Origin of the sequence: Streptococcus sp. D2, from assembly GCF_006385825.1 — a bacterium.
Classification (GTDB): Bacteria; Bacillota; Bacilli; order Lactobacillales; family Streptococcaceae; genus Streptococcus; species Streptococcus shenyangsis.
In genome coordinates, this window is the sequence record NZ_VFSI01000010.1 from 26,129 (window position 1) to 41,663 (window position 15,535).

The 15,535-nt window shown below is 41.2% G+C and carries 13 protein-coding genes and 1 tRNA gene; 11 read left to right on the forward strand and 3 right to left on the reverse strand.

The annotated features are described in order from the left end of the window. Positions 1-65: 65 nt before the first annotated feature. The 3 genes from gatD to FJR73_RS07075 all read right to left on the reverse strand — a co-directional run bounded on the left by gatD (position 66) and on the right by FJR73_RS07075 (position 3,712). Positions 66-848 (reverse strand): lipid II isoglutaminyl synthase subunit GatD, encoded by a 783-nt coding sequence (gene gatD / locus FJR73_RS07065; RefSeq protein WP_033686811.1) that lies wholly within the window; start codon positions 846-848, stop codon positions 66-68. Further along, a complete protein-coding gene (gene murT / locus FJR73_RS07070) occupies positions 848-2,191 on the reverse strand; it encodes a lipid II isoglutaminyl synthase subunit MurT (RefSeq protein WP_140834113.1) in 1,344 nt (447 codons plus the stop codon). The genes gatD and murT overlap by 1 nt, the downstream gene beginning before the upstream one ends. A 204-nt stretch (positions 2,192-2,395) precedes the next feature. Beyond that, positions 2,396-3,712, reverse strand: coding sequence for an FAD-containing oxidoreductase (locus FJR73_RS07075; RefSeq protein WP_140834115.1), 1,317 nt, complete (start codon positions 3,710-3,712; stop codon positions 2,396-2,398). 193 nt (positions 3,713-3,905) lie between these two features. On the opposite strand from FJR73_RS07075, the gene FJR73_RS07080 reads away from it, so the two are divergent. The 11 genes from FJR73_RS07080 to FJR73_RS07135 all read left to right on the forward strand — a co-directional run bounded on the left by FJR73_RS07080 (position 3,906) and on the right by FJR73_RS07135 (position 15,373). Next, the gene (locus FJR73_RS07080) at positions 3,906-5,132 is read left to right on the forward strand and encodes an OFA family MFS transporter (protein ID WP_000774076.1); all 1,227 of its coding nucleotides are present in this window, start codon (positions 3,906-3,908) and stop codon (positions 5,130-5,132) included. A 197-nt stretch (positions 5,133-5,329) separates the two neighbouring features. Further along, a complete protein-coding gene (locus tag FJR73_RS07085) occupies positions 5,330-6,907 on the forward strand; it encodes a DEAD/DEAH box helicase (protein WP_061759465.1) in 1,578 nt (525 codons plus the stop codon). A 277-nt stretch (positions 6,908-7,184) separates the two neighbouring features. Further along, a complete protein-coding gene (gene codY / locus FJR73_RS07095) occupies positions 7,185-7,973 on the forward strand; it encodes a GTP-sensing pleiotropic transcriptional regulator CodY (RefSeq protein ID WP_000940740.1) in 789 nt (262 codons plus the stop codon). Further along, entirely contained in the window at positions 7,973-8,548 is a 576-nt protein-coding gene (locus tag FJR73_RS07100) for a cysteine hydrolase family protein (protein WP_049539920.1), read from the forward strand. The genes codY and FJR73_RS07100 overlap by 1 nt, the downstream gene beginning before the upstream one ends. Positions 8,549-8,628: 80 nt before the next feature. Beyond that, positions 8,629-8,714, forward strand: a tRNA-Leu gene (locus FJR73_RS07105). 140 nt (positions 8,715-8,854) lie between these two features. Beyond that, positions 8,855-10,132, forward strand: a complete 1,278-nt coding sequence (locus tag FJR73_RS07110; RefSeq protein ID WP_140834117.1) for an ABC transporter permease — start codon at positions 8,855-8,857, stop codon at positions 10,130-10,132. Positions 10,133-10,144: 12 nt separating this feature from the next. After that, positions 10,145-10,792 (forward strand): ABC transporter ATP-binding subunit Vex2, encoded by a 648-nt coding sequence (gene vex2 / locus FJR73_RS07115; RefSeq protein ID WP_140834119.1) that lies wholly within the window; start codon positions 10,145-10,147, stop codon positions 10,790-10,792. 55 nt (positions 10,793-10,847) lie between these two features. Next, on the forward strand, positions 10,848-12,227 hold the full coding sequence (gene vex3, locus FJR73_RS07120; protein WP_140834121.1) for an ABC transporter permease subunit Vex3: 1,380 nt from the start codon (positions 10,848-10,850) through the stop codon (positions 12,225-12,227). 142 nt (positions 12,228-12,369) lie between these two features. Continuing rightward, positions 12,370-13,026, forward strand: coding sequence for a response regulator transcription factor VncR (gene vncR / locus FJR73_RS07125; RefSeq protein ID WP_140834123.1), 657 nt, complete (start codon positions 12,370-12,372; stop codon positions 13,024-13,026). Beyond that, on the forward strand, positions 13,023-14,351 hold the full coding sequence (vncS, locus tag FJR73_RS07130; protein WP_140834126.1) for a sensor histidine kinase VncS: 1,329 nt from the start codon (positions 13,023-13,025) through the stop codon (positions 14,349-14,351). The genes vncR and vncS overlap by 4 nt, the downstream gene beginning before the upstream one ends. A gap of 140 nt (positions 14,352-14,491) precedes the next feature. Beyond that, complete coding sequence (locus FJR73_RS07135) at positions 14,492-15,373, forward strand: class II fructose-bisphosphate aldolase (protein ID WP_001019001.1); 882 nt, start codon at positions 14,492-14,494, stop codon at positions 15,371-15,373. Positions 15,374-15,535 lie beyond the last annotated feature (162 nt).

The following is a 15,535-nucleotide window of genomic DNA, read 5'->3' on the forward strand; positions in this document are numbered from 1 at the left end:
GTAAAAGAAAAGACAAAAAGAACTCCGACAAGATAACGGAGTTCTTTGATATCATTTTCCTTTGTTTATGAAAAGTCAGCCTTGCTTTTGACGTCGCTGTATTCTTCAGCGATTTCTTGGCTGAGAATATCCTCATAAGCAGGGAGTTGAATGTCCTGACCATATTTCTTCTTGAGGGCAGTAGTGACTAGGCGATAAGCTAGATTGGCATTACGAGAGAGGATAGGCCCGTGGAAGTAAGAACCAAAGACATTCTTATAATGAACTCCTTCGCCGACCTTTTCTTCGTTATTTCCATTTCCATAGACAACCTGTCCCAGCGGTTTTTGGTCATCTGAGAGGAAGGTACGACCCTGATGATTTTCAAAACCATAGTAGGTTTCATTGAAATCTTCATTGTGAATCTTGATGTCACCGATAAAACGGTTATTGGTCTGGTTGAGGGTGTAGTGGCCCATGACACCTAGCCCTTCGATACGCCTACCCGATGCTTCAATATAATATTGACCCAATAGTTGGAAACCACCACAGATAGCCAGAACCACACCGTCGTTTTGGATGTAGTTGTCAATGCTCTCTTTTTTAGCAGGTAGGTCGTCTGCAATAATACTTTGTTCAAAGTCTTGACCGCCACCGAAAAAGGCGATGTCGTAGTGATTTTCATCAAAATCATCATGAAGTGAAACGATGTCAACGGTCACATGGGCTCCCAGTTTTTCAGCAACATACTTGAGCATGAGGATGTTTCCATTGTCCCCATAGGTATTCATGAGATTTCCGTAGAGGTGAGCAATGTTGAGCTGATAAGGGTAATTGCCATCTTTTGAGGAAAGTGAAGTATAAACCATTAGTTCATCTCCTTTCTAACAATCTGACGACTAGCCAGCAGTTCGCGGAATTCCAGCATAGCAGTATAGGTAGCTAGGATATAGGCATGCTTGCAGTCTTGGTTCTCAATGGTCTTGAGAACTTGCTCCAGATTGCTTGTTTCAGTGATTTTCTCAGCTGGATAGCCTGTCACTCGGAGACGACGTGCAATTTCAGAATGGCGAACACCGCCAGCGTTGATTTCAGGAATGTCCATCTCAGTGATTTGTTCAAAATCAGCATCCCAAATCCAGCTAGTATCAATTCCGTCCGCATAGTTGGCATTAAGGAGAACAGATAGGCTAAATGGATAAGGCGCTAGTTTAATCATTTCGATAGCTTGAGTTGCACCGACTGGATTTTTAATCAAGACGAGGGTACATTCCTTGTCACCGATATGGAAGGTTTCCTGACGACCAAAGACAGCACGGCTCTTATCAAATCCTTGCTTGATTAGTTGTGAATCTGCACCAAGGAAACGGGCGATAGCCACAGCAGCTAGGGCGTTGTAGATATTGTAGAGACCACCGATTTGAATACCGTATTCTTGTCCGTCAATGACAAAGCGAGAGCGATTGTTGGTTAACTCAACCAATTCTGTCAAGCGATAGTCGAGATCAGGACGTTTACATCCGCAGCTTTCACAGATATAGGCACCCAAGTTTGCATAGGTATTATGCTCATATTTGAGGATGCCTTGGCAGTCAGGACAGAGAATTCCGTCGGTATTATAGTGAGCCAGCTGGGCTGGACCTTTCTCCAAGTCAAAACCAAAATACTCTACAGGATTTGGAATAGCTGGCTTGTAGAAAAGTGGGCTGTCTCCATTAAGGAGAACAGTGGCAGTAGGCACTTTACGAATAGCATCCAAAATCATCTTGTAAGTTGTGTAAATCTCACCATAGCGGTCCATCTGGTCACGGAAGATATTGGTGATAACAAAAAGGCTTGGCTGGATATAGTCACAGATACGAGATAGACTGGCTTCGTCGATTTCTAGGACGGCAATATTTTTCCCAGTTTTAGACGATTTGGCTGTTAAGAAGGTTGTCGCAATTCCTGTAATCATGTTGGCACCGCTTGGGTTGGTCAGAACTTGACCATAAACCTCTTTTAAAATGCCGACAGTGAGGGCAGTTGTCAAGGTTTTTCCGTTGGTTCCAGTGACCACGACAATCTCGTAGTTCTTAGCTAGGTTTTGTAAAATATCTTTATCAAATTGAAGGGCAAGTTTTCCTGGAAGCGTACTCCCTCGGCCAAGACGGCTTAAAACGAAGTGGGAAGAACGCCCAGCAAGAAGGCCCAAAGTAGTTTTTAATTTCATGTTTCTATTATATCATAAAAGAGGGAAAAGACAGATTTGATACTCAATGAAAATCAAAGAGCAAACTAGTAAGCTAGCCGCAGGCTGTACTTGAGTACGGCAAGGTGAAGCTGACGTAGTTTGAATTTGATTTTCGAAGAGTATGAGATTTCGCAGAAATGAAAACAGACCTCAGAGGGCTGTTCGATACGATTAAATCTCAACTTAAATCGCAAACAAGTCATTCAAGTTCTCAGCCAAGGTTGGGTGAGTGAAGATTTGTTTTGTGAAGTAAGTGTAAGGAATCTTATTGTCCATAGCAACAGTGATGATGTTGATGATTTCTTGAGAACCTTCTGAGAAGATGCTTGCTCCAAGAATTTCTTTTGTTTCAGTATTAACAACAGCTTTGAAAGCTCCGCGAAGGTCTCCATTTACGTGACCGCGAGGCATTGCTGCAACAGGGATTTCCTTCACTGCGTATGGAAGTTTCAAATCAGCAGCTTGGCTTTCAGTCAAACCGACTTGTGAAAGTGCAGGTGTGATGAACATAGTGTTTGGTACATTGAGACGGTCTTCAAGTGTGTAGCTGCCATCTCCAGCAAGGTAGCTGTAAACAACACGGAAGTCATCAAGTGAAATGTAAGTAAATTGAAGGCCACCGTTGACATCTCCAACTGCAAAGACACCAGGAACGTTTGTTTGACAATGTTTGTCTACTTTAATAGCACCACGTTCAGTTAGTTCAATATCTGTATTTTCAAGTTGAAGTGGTTCTACATTTGGTTTGCGTCCAGTTGAGTAGAGAAGGGCGTCGAAACGGTAAGTTTCGTTTTCAGTTACAAGGAGCACTTGGTCACTATCGTTTTTGATTTCAGTAGTGCGGATATTTTGAAGCAATTCAATACCGTCTTCTTCCATGTATTGCTTAGCAAGAGCTGCGATGGAAGGTTCTGCACGAGGTAGGAAAGTATCCAAGGCATCTAGAACTGTAACCTTGCTTCCAAGTTTGTTGTAAAGACCAGCAAATTCAAGACCGATATTTCCGCCACCAAGGATTCCAAGTTTTTCAGGCAATTTGTCCAAGTTTTGAATACCTGTTGAGTCAAAGACGTTTTTGCTTGTAGCAAGTCCAGGGATTGGCAAGACGTTTGAAACAGCACCAGTGTTGATGACGATTGTTTCAGCGGTCAGTTCTTTCTTTTCATCACCAGCTTGGATTTCGATGACTTTATTTGAAAGGAAGTGAGCTTCCGCATCAAAGATATCCACGCCTGTACCTGCAACAGTAGCATAGTTTTTACCATTGAGGCGACCAGTGATAGTATTTTTGGTAGCAATCACTTCTTCAAAAGACAAGTCTTTCTCAGCAGCAACTAGTAAAGTTTTAGTTGGGATACAACCAATGTTGATACAAGTTCCACCATACATAGCTTTACTACGTTCAACGAGGGCAACTTTTTTGCCAGCTGAAGCCAATTTACCAGCTAGTGTTTTACCAGCTTTACCAAATCCGATAACGATTAAATCATAAGTTAACATTTAGAATTCCTCCTTTTCGACTTTCATTCTAGCACAAGAAAAAAACTTTTGCACAATTCTGCTACGAAAAAGACAGAAAAAGCTAAAAACGCTTTCCAAACAAAAAACTAGTAATTTTTTGACAAGCTTGATAAACTAAAATCCTATCTATTTTTATATAAGATAGAATAAATGTTCGAAAATAGGAGGTTTTATGAAATTGAATCGTTATATTATTGCTTTTGCTGGGGTCATTTTACACTTAATGCTGGGTTCGACTTATGCTTGGAGTGTTTATCGCAACCCTATTATTGAAAAAACGGGATGGGATCAGGCTTCTGTTGCCTTTGCCTTTAGTCTAGCAATCTTTTGTTTGGGATTATCGGCTGCATTTATGGGGCGTTTGGTAGAAAAATTTGGTCCGAGAGTCATGGGGAGTCTATCTGCTTTTCTATACGCAGGTGGAAATATCTTAACAGGATTTGCAATAGACCGTCAGGAGCTGTGGTTGTTGTATCTCGCTTATGGCATTTTAGGTGGGCTTGGTTTGGGAGCAGGCTATATTACCCCTGTGTCAACGATTATAAAATGGTTTCCTGATAAACGTGGTCTCGCAACAGGTTTAGCGATTATGGGGTTTGGTTTTGCTTCTTTATTGACTAGTCCCATAGCGCAACATCTCATCGCAGGGGTAGGGCTTGTAGAAACTTTTTATATTTTAGGTGCAAGTTACTTTATTATCATGCTCCTAGCTTCACAATTCATTAAGCGTCCAAATGAGCAAGAGCTTGCAATTTTATCTGTTTCAGGGAAAGAAAAAATAACCTCTTTGACGCAAGGAATGGCTGCAAATCAGGCCCTGAAAAGCAATCGGTTTTATATACTTTGGATTATTTTCTTTATCAACATAGCTTGTGGTTTAGGCTTAATTTCAGCGGCATCGCCAATGGCACAGGAGATGGCTGGCTTGTCTACAAGTCATGCAGCAGTAATGGTGGGCGTTTTAGGGATTTTCAATGGGTTTGGTCGTTTGCTCTGGGCGAGTTTATCTGACTATATCGGTCGCCCTCTAACCTTTAGTATATTACTGCTTGTCAATCTTTTCTTTTCTCTCTCGCTTTGGCTCTTTACAAATTCCGTTTTATTTGTAGTCGCTATGTCTATTTTGATGACTTGCTATGGAGCTGGTTTTTCATTGATTCCGGCTTATCTCAGTGATATTTTTGGAACCAAGGAATTGGCCGCTCTGCATGGATATATTTTAACAGCTTGGGCAATGGCTGGTTTAGCAGGACCTATTTTATTAGCAGAGACTTATAAAATGGCTCATTCTTACACACAAACCTTGTTCGTTTTTCTCATTTTATATAGTATAGCCTTGGCTTTGTCTTATTATCTAGGTCGTTCAATCAAAAAGGAAAGCCAAAAACCGCTTACATGATTTTCTAGAGAAATTGGGCTATCTTTTAAGCTTGTCTTGTGTTATACTAGATAGGTTGCAAAGAAAACAGTACTTTTCTTTTGTGGAAAAGAAGCAACACGATTTTATATCCAGTATATGAAAATCCGTCATAAAAAGAAAAGTATAAACTAAGCCCTATAGGGTGGCTTCGCACCACCTTTAGAAAGAAGAATAACGTGAAATTTAATGAATTAAACTTGTCTGCTGATTTGCTAGCAGAGATTGAAAAAGCTGGTTTTGTAGAAGCCAGTCCGATCCAAGAACAAACTATTCCCTTGGCTCTTGAAGGTAAGGACGTTATCGGTCAAGCTCAGACTGGTACAGGAAAAACTGCAGCCTTTGGCTTGCCTACCCTTGAAAAAATCCGTACAGAAGAAGCGACCATCCAAGCTTTGGTTATCGCTCCAACACGTGAACTTGCTGTCCAAAGTCAAGAAGAACTCTTCCGCTTTGGCCGTAGCAAGGGAGTGAAAGTTCGCTCAGTTTACGGTGGTTCCAGCATTGAAAAACAAATCAAAGCTCTTAAATCTGGTGCCCATATCGTGGTGGGAACTCCAGGTCGCCTCTTGGACTTGATTAAACGCAAGGCCTTGAAATTACAAGATATTGAAACTCTCATCCTTGACGAAGCAGATGAAATGCTCAACATGGGCTTCCTTGAAGATATCGAAGCGATCATTTCTCGTGTCCCTGAAAACCGTCAAACCCTACTCTTCTCAGCAACTATGCCAGATGCCATCAAGCGTATCGGTGTTCAGTTTATGAAAGAACCTGAGCATGTGAAGATTGCTGCCAAGGAATTGACAACAGAATTGGTTGACCAATACTATATCCGAGTTAAAGAACAAGAAAAATTTGATACCATGACCCGTCTCATGGACGTGGAACAACCAGAACTTGCTATCGTATTTGGTCGTACAAAACGCCGTGTAGATGAATTGACTCGTGGTCTGAAAATCCGTGGCTTCCGTGCAGAAGGAATTCATGGAGACCTAGACCAAAACAAACGTCTTCGTGTCCTTCGTGACTTTAAAAATGGCAATCTTGATGTTTTGGTTGCGACAGACGTTGCAGCGCGTGGGTTGGATATTTCAGGTGTGACCCATGTCTACAACTACGATATTCCACAAGATCCTGAAAGTTATGTTCACCGTATCGGGCGTACAGGTCGTGCTGGTAAATCAGGTCAGTCTATTACCTTCGTTTCACCTAATGAAATGGGTTACCTCCAAATCATCGAGAACTTGACAAAGAAACGCATGAAAGGTCTCAAACCTGCAAGTGCAGAAGAAGCCTTCCAAGCTAAAAAGCAAGTAGCTCTTAAGAAAATCGAACGTGATTTTGCTAATGAGGAGATTCGTAGCAACTTTGAGAAGTTTGGCAAGGATGCTCGTCAATTGGCCTCAGAATTTAGTCCTGAAGAATTGGCCATGTATATTCTCAGCTTAACAGTTCAGGATCCAGATAGTCTTCCTGAAGTGGAGATTGCGCGTGAAAAACCACTGCCGTTTAAACCATCAGGTAATGGCTTCGGTGGTAAAGGTAAGGGAGGTCGTGGAGGCCGTCGTGGGGACGACCGTCGAGACCGTGATCGCCGTGGCAATGGTCGTCGTGATGATTTCAAAAAAGGAAGTCGTGGCAATGATCGTTTTGATAAAGACAGACGTTACCGTAATAAAGACAATAAAAAACCACGCAATACTTCAAGCGAAAAGCAAACAGGCTTTGTTATTCGTAACAAGGGTGACAAATAAGAAAAAGCGGTTCAAAATGAATCGCTTTTTTATATAAGGAGACCAAGGTTGAAAGAAGATGGTGATAGCAAAGGATAGGTGAAATGGAAAGGTATTATCCATCCATCTTCTTATGATAATATAATATCAAAAATAAATTAGGTTGTCAACAAGAAAACCTAATTTTCTAAAATATTTCAGCTAGTCTAAATTGCAATTAAATAAGCAATTTTCAGATAATAATTGAAAATTCAAGCTTTTTATGTTATAATGATAGCGATTAAATTCGAGGTGAAAAATGGCACATTTACTAGAAAAAACAAGAAAAATTACTTCTATCCTGAAGCGCTCGGAGGAGCAGTTGCAGGAAGAACTTCCCTACAATGCGATTACCCGTCAATTGGCAGATATTATTGACTGTAACGCTTGTATCGTCAATAGCAAGGGACGTCTCCTTGGTTATTTTATGCGTTATAAAACCAATACAGATCGTGTAGAGCAATTCTTCCAAACTAAGATTTTCCCAGATGACTACATTCAAGGTGCGAACATGATTTACGATACAGAAGCCAATCTGACAGTTGATCATGATTTGAGTATTTTCCCTGTAGAGAGTCGTTCGGATTTTCCAGATGGCTTGACAACCATTGCACCGATTCATGTATCAGGGATTCGCCTTGGTTCTTTGATTATTTGGCGCAATGATAAAAAATTTGAAGACGAGGACTTGATTCTTGTTGAGATTGCGAGTACCGTTGTTGGAATTCAACTCCTCAACTTCCAGCGTGAAGAAGATGAGAAAAATATCCGTCGCCGTACTGCTGTTACCATGGCGGTTAATACTCTGTCTTACTCCGAACTCCGTGCTGTTTCAGCAATTTTAGGGGAATTAAATGGAAATGAAGGGCAGTTGACTGCGTCTGTGATTGCAGACCGTATCGGTATTACCCGTTCTGTGATTGTCAATGCTCTTCGTAAACTTGAGTCTGCGGGAATTATTGAAAGTCGCTCACTTGGAATGAAGGGAACCTACCTTAAGGTCTTGATTTCAGATATTTTTGAAGAAGTGAAGAAAAGAGATTACTAATGACTAAAGCTTTGATTTCGATTGATTATACAGAAGATTTTGTTGCCGACAGTGGTAAATTGACAGCAGGTGCTCCAGCTCAAGCTATTTCGGAAGCCATTAGTAAGGTGACTCGATTAGCTTTTGAACGAGGAGATTACATCTTCTTTACCATTGATGCTCATGAAGAAAACGATTGTTTCCATCCAGAAAGCAAGCTATTTCCTCCTCACAATTTGATTGGGACGAGTGGACGGAATTTATACGGAGATTTGGGAACCTTTTATCAAGAGCATGGTTCAGACAGTCGAGTTTTTTGGATGGATAAACGCCATTATTCAGCATTTTCAGGGACTGACCTAGATATTCGTTTGAGAGAGCGTCGAATTTCTACAGTTATCTTAACAGGTGTCTTGACGGATATCTGTGTTCTGCATACAGCTATAGATGCCTATAATCTAGGATATGACATCGAGATTGTTCAACCAGCCGTTGCTTCTATCTGGCCTGAAAATCATCAATTTGCTCTAGGCCATTTCAAAAATACACTTGGAGCTAAGTTAGTAGATGAGAAGCTAAATGAACTTTCAGAGTAATTTAGTTGATGAAATGAAAAAAATTTGAAAAAAGTGTTGACAAGAGTCCTAAAAGTTGATATACTAGTAAAGTAATCGACGCGGGGATGGCGGAATTGGCAGACGCGCAGGACTAAGGATCCTGTGACCGCTTTAGGTCGTGAGGGTTCAAGTCCCTCTCTCCGCATAGGATAAGAGTTAGCTTAGGCTAGCTCTTTTGTTTTCATCTAATTCAAGTAGAGCAAAAAAATTTTTGCTCTTTTTTTGCATTTCATAAACATTTCATATTTGGATTTTATAATAGTCTTACAAATATGGAGGTGACAAATGAATCCAATCCAAAGAGCTTGGGCTTATGTCAGCAGAAAACGACTGAGAAGTTTTATTTTATTTCTAATTTTATTGGTCCTATTGGCTGGAATTTCAGCCTGTTTGACTCTGATGAAGTCCAACAAAACAGTTGAAACCAATCTTTACAAATCACTCAACACATCTTTTTCGATTAAGAAGATAGAAAATGGTCAGACTTTCAAGCTGTCGGACCTAGTATCTGTAAGCAAGATTAAGGGACTGGAAAATGTCTCTCCTGAACTCGAGACGGTCGCAAAATTAAAAGACAAGGAAGCGGTGAGTGGCGAGCAGAGCGTGGAGCGTGATGATTTATCAGCTGCAGACAAAAACTTGGTTAGTTTAACAGCTCTTGAGGATTCATCTAAGGATGTGATCTTTACCAGCTCGGCTTTCAATCTAAAAGAAGGGCGACACCTTCAAAAAGGGGATTCCAAGAAAATCTTGATCCACGAAGAGTTGGCCAAGAAGAACGGTCTTACGCTTCATGATAAGATTAGCTTGGATGCTGGACAGTCAGAATCTGGCAAAGGACAAACAGTAGAGTTTGAGATTGTCGGCATCTTTTCTGGTAAAAAACAGGAGAAATTCACAGGCTTATCTTCCGACTTCAGTGAAAACCAAGTCTTTACAGACTATGAAAGTAGCCAAATCCTTTTGGAAAATGGTGAACCTCAAGTCAGTGCAGCTCGCTTCTATGTAGAAAATCCTAAGGAAATGGATGGACTTATGAAGCAGGTGGAAAACTTAGTCTTGGAAAGTCAAGGCTACCAAGTCGAGAAGGAAAGCAAGGCTTTTGAACAAATCAAAGACTCAGTTGCTACCTTCCAAACCTTCCTGACCATCTTCCTTTATGGGATGTTGATAGCTGGAGCTGGAGCCTTAATTTTGGTCTTGTCTCTTTGGTTGAGAGAAAGGGTTTACGAAGTGGGAATCCTTCTGGCACTTGGAAAAGGCAAGAGCTCGATCTTCCTACAATTCTGTTTAGAGGTGGTTTTGGTATCTATCGGTGCTTTGCTTCCGGCATTTGTTGCAGGAAACGCCATTACATCCTATCTGCTCCAATCTGTCCTAGCAAGTGGAGATCAGGCAAGCTTACAAGATACACTAGCTAAAGCAAGCAGTCTATCAACTAATATCCTATCATTTGCAGAATCCTATGTCTTTCTGTTGTTGATTAGTTGCTTATCTGTATCCCTTTGTTTCCTATTCTTATTTAGAAAATCACCTAAGGAAATTTTATCATCTATTAGTTAAGAAGGAGAAATCATGACTTTATTACAATTACAAGATGTTACCTACCGTTATAAGAACACTGCTGAAGCAGTCCTATATCAGATCAATTATAATTTTGAACCCGGGAAATTTTACAGTATTATTGGTGAGTCAGGAGCAGGAAAATCTACACTCTTGTCCCTACTTGCTGGTCTAGATAGTCCTGTTGAAGGTTCTATCCTTTTCCAAGGAGAGGATATTCGTAAGAAGGGCTATTCTTACCATCGCATGCACCATATTTCCCTGGTCTTTCAAAATTATAACTTGATAGATTATCTTTCTCCACTGGAAAATATCCGCTTGGTCAACAAAAAGGCAAGCAAGGATACACTGTTTGAGCTTGGTTTAGATGAAAGTCAGATCAAGCGGAATGTTCTCCAGTTATCAGGGGGTCAACAGCAACGTGTTGCAATTGCTCGTAGTTTGGTATCGGAAGCTCCAGTTATTCTAGCTGATGAGCCAACAGGAAATCTGGACCCTAAAACTGCTGGAGATATTGTCGAACTGCTCAAATCACTTGCCCAGAAAACAGGTAAATGTGTTATCGTCGTCACCCACAGTAAAGAAGTGGCACAAGCGTCAGATATTACACTTGAATTGAAGGACAAGAAACTGACTGAAACTCGCAATACGACGAAATAATATGAGCTTTTTCTGTTAGAAGTATAAAATAGAACAACATCTAGAAAGGAAACCTATGTTACACAACGCATTTGCCTATGTTACAAGGAAGTTTTTCAAATCGATTGTCATCTTCCTGATTATTCTCCTCATGGCGAGCTTGAGTTTGGTCGGCTTGTCGATCAAGGGAGCTACTGCCAAGGCTTCTCAGGAGACCTTTAAAAATATCACCAACAGCTTCTCCATGCAAATCAATCGTCGCGTCAATCAAGGAACGCCACGTGGTGCTGGAAATATTAAGGGTGAAGATATCAAAAAAATCACCGAAAACAAGGCCATCGAGTCTTATGTTAAACGCATCAACGCTATCGGAGATTTGACTGGATATGACCTTATTGAAACGCCAGAAACCAAGAAAAATCTGACTCCTGACCGTGCTAAACATTTTGGAAGTAGCTTGATGATTACAGGTGTCAATGACTCTTCTAAAGAAGATAAGTTTGTCTCTGGTTCTTATAAGTTGGTCGAAGGTGAGCACCTAACTAACGATGACAAAGACAAGATTCTCATGCACAAGGACTTGGCAGCCAAACACGGCTGGAAAGTAGGGGATAAGATCAAACTAGACTCTAATGTCTATGATGCAGACAATGAAAAAGGTGCCAAAGAAACAGTCGAAGTGACAATCAAGGGACTCTTTGATGGCCACAATAAGTCAGCAGTAACCTACTCGCAAGAACTCTACGAAAACACAGTTATCACAGACATCCATACAGCTGCTAAACTATATGGTTATACAGAAGATACAGCTATCTATGGGGATGCAACCTTCTTTGTAACAGCAGACAAGAGCTTGGATGACGTTATGAAAGAGTTGAATGGCATCAGTGGTATCAACTGGAAGAGCTACACACTGGTGAAGAGCTCCTCTAACTACCCAGCTCTTGAGCAATCCATCTCTGGTATGTACAAGATGGCCAACCTCCTCTTCTGGGGTAGCTTGAGCTTCTCAGTTCTTCTCCTAGCCCTCTTGCTCAGCCTTTGGATCAATGCCCGTCGCAAGGAAGTGGGAATCCTGCTCTCTATTGGTCTCAAGCAGGCAAGTATCTTGGGTCAATTCATTACTGAATCCATCTTGATTGCCATTCCTGCTCTTGTTTCTGCATACTTCTTAGCTACTTACACAGCGCGTGCAATCGGAAATACTGTTCTTGCCAATGTCACTTCAGGTGTTGCCAAGCAAGCCAGCAAGGCAGCTCAAGCCTCTAACCTTGGTGGCGGTGCAGAAGTAGATGGTTTTAGCAAGACATTGTCGAGCCTAGATATTTCTATTCAGACATCAGACTTTATCATCGTCTTTGTCCTAGCCTTGGTTCTAGTGGTTCTCGTTATGGCGCTTGCTTCAAGCAATCTCCTCAGAAAACAACCAAAAGAGCTTCTGCTGGATAGCGAATAACAAACTTGCTACCTATTCTCCCCTAAATGGGGTATAATATAGGTAGCATTTTTATCTATTTCATCTTGATAAGGTCTCTTTCTTTTAAGATGAAACTGAGATGATTTATAAGAAATTTAAAGGAATGTGAAACGTTTTTTCTATGAAAATTTTAATTGTAGAAGATGAAGAGATGATCCGTGAGGGGATTAGTGATTATTTGACGGATTGTGGTTATGAAACTATTGAGGCAGCGGACGGTCAAGAAGCTCTGGAGCAATTTTCTAGCTATGAGGTAGCCTTGGTTTTACTGGATATCCAGATGCCCAAGCTCAACGGCCTAGAAGTCTTATCTGAGATTCGTAAAACCAGTCAGGTTCCTGTCTTAATGTTGACAGCTTTTCAGGATGAGGAATACAAGATGAGTGCTTTTGCTTCTCTGGCGGATGGCTATCTGGAAAAACCCTTCTCCCTTTCTCTCTTAAAAGTGAGGGTAGATGCGATTTTCAAGCGCTATTATGATACGGGACGAATCTTCTCCTATAAGGATACCAAGGTGGATTTTGAGAGCTACAGTGCCAGCCTAGCAGGTGAGGAAGTAGCCATCAATGCTAAAGAGTTGGAAATTCTTGATTATTTGGTTAAAAATGAAGGACGGGCCTTGACTCGTTCTCAGATTATCGATGCTGTCTGGAAGGCGACAGATGAGGTTCCTTTTGACCGTGTCATTGATGTCTATATCAAGGAATTGCGGAAAAAGCTGGACTTGGACTGCATCCTCACTGTGCGCAATGTTGGTTATAAATTGGAGCGAAAATGAAACGAACAGGTTTATTTAAAAAGATATTTATCTATACCTTCTCGATTTTTAGTGTTCTGGTAATTTGCCTTCATTTAGCCATTTATTTTCTCTTTCCTTCGACTTATCTGAGTCATCGTCAGGAAACCATTGGCCAGAAAGCGACAGCCATTGCCCAGTCCCTAGAAGGTAAGAATAGGCAGAGTATCGAGCAAGTGTTAGAGCTGTATTCCCAGACTAGTGATATCAAGGGGGCCGTCAAGGGAGAGATGACCGAGGACAAGTTGGAGGTCAAGGAAAGTCTTCCTCTGGACACAGACCGCCAGACAACCTCGCTTTTTATTGAGGAGCGGGAGGTGACAACGCAGGACGGTGGTACCATGATTCTCCAGTTTCTAGCGTCCATGGATTTGCAAAAGGAAGCAGAGCAGATTAGTCTACAATTTCTCCCTTATACTTTGCTGGCCTCCTTTCTGATTTCCCTCTTGGTAGCCTATATCTATGCTCGGACCATTGTTGCTCCGATATTGGAAATCAAGCGAGTGACCCGTCGGATGATGGATTTGGATGTCCAAGTGCGATTACGTGTGGATTCTAAGGATGAGATTGGTGATCTCAAGGAACAAATTAATAGCCTTTACCAGCATCTTTTGACTGTTATTGCGGACTTGCATGATAAGAATGAAGCTATTCTCCAGCTGGAGAAGATGAAGGTCGAATTTTTACGAGGTGCTTCTCATGAATTGAAAACACCTCTGGCTAGTTTGAAAATCCTGATTGAAAACATGAAAGAAAATGTCGGGCGTTATAAGGATAGAGACCACTATCTGGGAGTTGCCTTAGGAATTGTGGATGAGCTTAATCACCATGTTCTCCAGATACTTTCTCTCTCGTCTGTACAGGAATTACGAGATGATAGGGAACAAATTGACTTACACCAGATGACGCAAAGTCTGGTTAAGGATTATGTCTTGCTAGCTAAGGAAAGGGAACTCCAGATAGACAATAGTTTGACCCATCAGCAGGCTTATCTAAACCCATCAGTTATGAAGTTGATCCTATCTAATCTCATCAGCAATGCCATTAAGCACTCTGTTCCAGGTGGCTTAGTTCGAATTGGAGAAAGAGAAGGGGAGCTTTTTATCGAGAATAGCTGTAGCCCAGAAGAACAAGAAAAACTAGCCCAGTCTTTTTCTGACAATGCTAGTCGCAAGGCCAAAGGGTCTGGGATGGGGCTCTTTGTGGTCAAGAGTCTATTGGAACATGAAAAATTACCTTATCGTTTTGAGATGCAGGAGAATTGTTTGACCTTCTTCATAGCTTTTCCAAAAGTCGCCCAAGACTAGGGAGAGAAAGGGTTTACATAGATGAAGCTAGAAGAAATTCAATCGAAACTACGGGAAAAACTAGATTTTTTTGTCAAAAAGTGATAAAATGAACAATGTAAATGGGATGTCCCATAAAAATATACAGGAGGCCTGATAAAATGGCAATCGTTTCAGCAGAAAAATTTGTCCAAGCAGCTCGTGACAACGGTTATGCAGTTGGTGGATTTAACACAAACAACCTTGAGTGGACTCAAGCTATCTTGCGCGCAGCAGAAGCTAAAAAAGCTCCAGTTTTGATCCAAACTTCAATGGGTGCTGCTAAATACATGGGTGGTTACAAAGTTGCTCGCAACTTGATCGCTAACCTTGTTGAATCAATGGGTATCACTGTACCAGTAGCTATCCACCTTGACCACGGTCACTACGAAGATGCACTTGAGTGTATCGAAGTTGGTTACACTTCAATCATGTTTGACGGTTCACACCTTCCAGTTGAAGAAAACCTTAAATTGGCTAAAGAAGTTGTTGAAAAAGCACACGCTAAAGGTATCTCAGTAGAAGCTGAAGTTGGTACTATCGGTGGTGAAGAAGACGGAATCATCGGTAAAGGTGAATTGGCTCCAATCGAAGACGCTAAAGCAATGGTTGAAACTGGTATCGACTTCTTGGCAGCTGGTATCGGTAACATCCACGGTCCTTACCCAGCAAACTGGGAAGGTCTTGATCTTGATCACTTGCAAAAATTGACAGAAGCTCTTCCAGGATTCCCAATCGTATTGCACGGTGGATCAGGTATTCCTGATGAGCAAATCCAAGCAGCTATCAAACTTGGTGTTGCGAAAGTTAACGTTAACACTGAATGCCAAATCGCATTCGCTAACGCAACTCGTAAATTTGCTCGTGACTACGAAGCAAACGAAGCAGAATACGACAAGAAAAAACTCTTCGACCCACGTAAATTCTTGGCTGACGGTGTAAAAGCTATCCAAGCATCAGTTGAAGAACGTATCGACGTATTCGGTTCAGAAGGTAAAGCTTAATCTAGCTGAATAATACAGATGAAACCTGCCCATTGGGTGGGTTTTTTGTGTCTGAATATATAGCGAATATACTATAGAAGAACCAATCTTAAGTTGCTAAAAGGTTCTATTTTTTGTACAATAATGCTATGAAAAAACTAAAATGTAATCTTGGTTTTAGAG

Bases quoted from the DNA above. Each gene is read 5' to 3' on its own strand.
- gatD (WP_033686811.1), bottom strand. From the start codon at position 848: ATGGTTTATACTTCACTTTCCTCAAAAGATGGCAATTACCCTTATCAG.
- murT (WP_140834113.1), bottom strand. From the start codon at position 2,191: ATGAAATTAAAAACTACTTTGGGCCTTCTTGCTGGGCGTTCTTCCCAC.
- FJR73_RS07075 (WP_140834115.1), bottom strand. From the start codon at position 3,712: ATGTTAACTTATGATTTAATCGTTATCGGATTTGGTAAAGCTGGTAAA.
- FJR73_RS07080 (WP_000774076.1), top strand. From the start codon at position 3,906: ATGAAATTGAATCGTTATATTATTGCTTTTGCTGGGGTCATTTTACAC.
- codY (WP_000940740.1), top strand. From the start codon at position 7,185: ATGGCACATTTACTAGAAAAAACAAGAAAAATTACTTCTATCCTGAAG.
- FJR73_RS07100 (WP_049539920.1), top strand. From the start codon at position 7,973: ATGACTAAAGCTTTGATTTCGATTGATTATACAGAAGATTTTGTTGCC.
- FJR73_RS07110 (WP_140834117.1), top strand. From the start codon at position 8,855: ATGAATCCAATCCAAAGAGCTTGGGCTTATGTCAGCAGAAAACGACTG.
- vex2 (WP_140834119.1), top strand. From the start codon at position 10,145: ATGACTTTATTACAATTACAAGATGTTACCTACCGTTATAAGAACACT.
- vex3 (WP_140834121.1), top strand. From the start codon at position 10,848: ATGTTACACAACGCATTTGCCTATGTTACAAGGAAGTTTTTCAAATCG.
- vncR (WP_140834123.1), top strand. From the start codon at position 12,370: ATGAAAATTTTAATTGTAGAAGATGAAGAGATGATCCGTGAGGGGATT.
- vncS (WP_140834126.1), top strand. From the start codon at position 13,023: ATGAAACGAACAGGTTTATTTAAAAAGATATTTATCTATACCTTCTCG.
- FJR73_RS07135 (WP_001019001.1), top strand. From the start codon at position 14,492: ATGGCAATCGTTTCAGCAGAAAAATTTGTCCAAGCAGCTCGTGACAAC.